At 37.3% G+C, this 1,130-nt stretch carries 1 protein-coding gene; it reads left to right on the top strand.

What is annotated here, in order from left to right; translation table 11 throughout:
- The first annotated feature begins 171 nt into the window (after positions 1-171).
- Positions 172-741 carry a peptidylprolyl isomerase gene (locus FTU98_RS13825; protein ID WP_180051567.1) on the top strand — a complete coding sequence of 190 codons (570 nt, stop codon included), beginning with the start codon at positions 172-174 and terminating at the stop codon, positions 739-741.
- Positions 742-1,130: the final 389 nt, after the last annotated feature.

Here is a 1,130-nt window from a genome sequence, read left to right as displayed (position 1 = left end):
ATCAACAATACAAAAAATTTCTGTAAAATCATACATGGTAGTTAGAGCCTTTGGGTTGTGTCGTAACTTTCTAAATGGCTCTAACTACCTTTTTTTCAAGGGCTTTTCTTATCCGTAATTCGGGTTAATATAGATGCAATGCAAATACAACACAGATGGATTGGTCAGCAAATGTTAAAACAAAGTGTGTTTACCATGGCAGCAATGCTTATCAGCTTCAATACGATGGCAGCCAACACCGTGGTAGAAATGACAACCAGCATGGGCAATATTGAAATCGAACTGTTTAATGACAAAGCCCCAGTTTCTGCAAAGAACTTTGAAAATTATGCCAAGTCAAACTTCTATAACGGTACGATCTTCCATCGTGTTATCCCAGGCTTTATGGTGCAAGGCGGTGGTATGGATGCCAATATGCAAGAAAAGCCAACCAAAGCGACCATTCGTAATGAATCAAGTAATGGATTGAAAAATACCCGTGGTACCTTGGTGATGGCACGTATGAATCATCCTGATTCTGCCAGCAGCCAATTCTTTATTAATGTGGTAGATAACGATTTCTTAAATCGAAGTCCACGTAACGCAGGCTATGCGGTATTTGGTCAAGTCACTAAAGGTATGGATGTTGTCGATAAAATTGTAAAAGTACCAACAGGCAACTATGGCATGCATCAAAATGTACCGAAACAAGCGGTAAAAATACTCAGTGTGAAAGTGAAAGAGGCTGCCCCAACAAAATAAGCGGATTTAGATTGCAAAAATATGAAAAACATATTTTTAATTTAAAATTATAGGGTTAGTGCGAGTTTTGTGTGTTTTTGAACTAAAATAGTGCGTAAAAATCCAACACTCGTGAAAACAAGCAGTTAAAAGCACTTGCACGTGTAGGAAATTGCCCTATAATGCACTCATCCCGACGCGAAACAGCCTACAAACTTAGCTCACAGGGTTAAGTTGTAGAGAATTTTTTGCGTTAAAATTTCTACTGACGAGGTAGAAGTTGAGATCATTAAGAGATTATGAAGAACAACTTGTGTGGATTTTTACTGATTGATCGATCGAACATATTTCATTGATTGATTGGTTTAAATTACTCGAAGTTTATTTGAGCGAAATTTAAGTCAGAAAAT

It is taken from the genome of Acinetobacter sp. YH12211 (genome assembly GCF_013418015.1).
Classification (GTDB): Bacteria; Pseudomonadota; Gammaproteobacteria; order Pseudomonadales; family Moraxellaceae; genus Acinetobacter; species Acinetobacter towneri.
The sequence above is the reverse complement of the archived record's forward strand: the minus strand, read 5'-3'. Positions and strand labels throughout refer to the sequence as shown.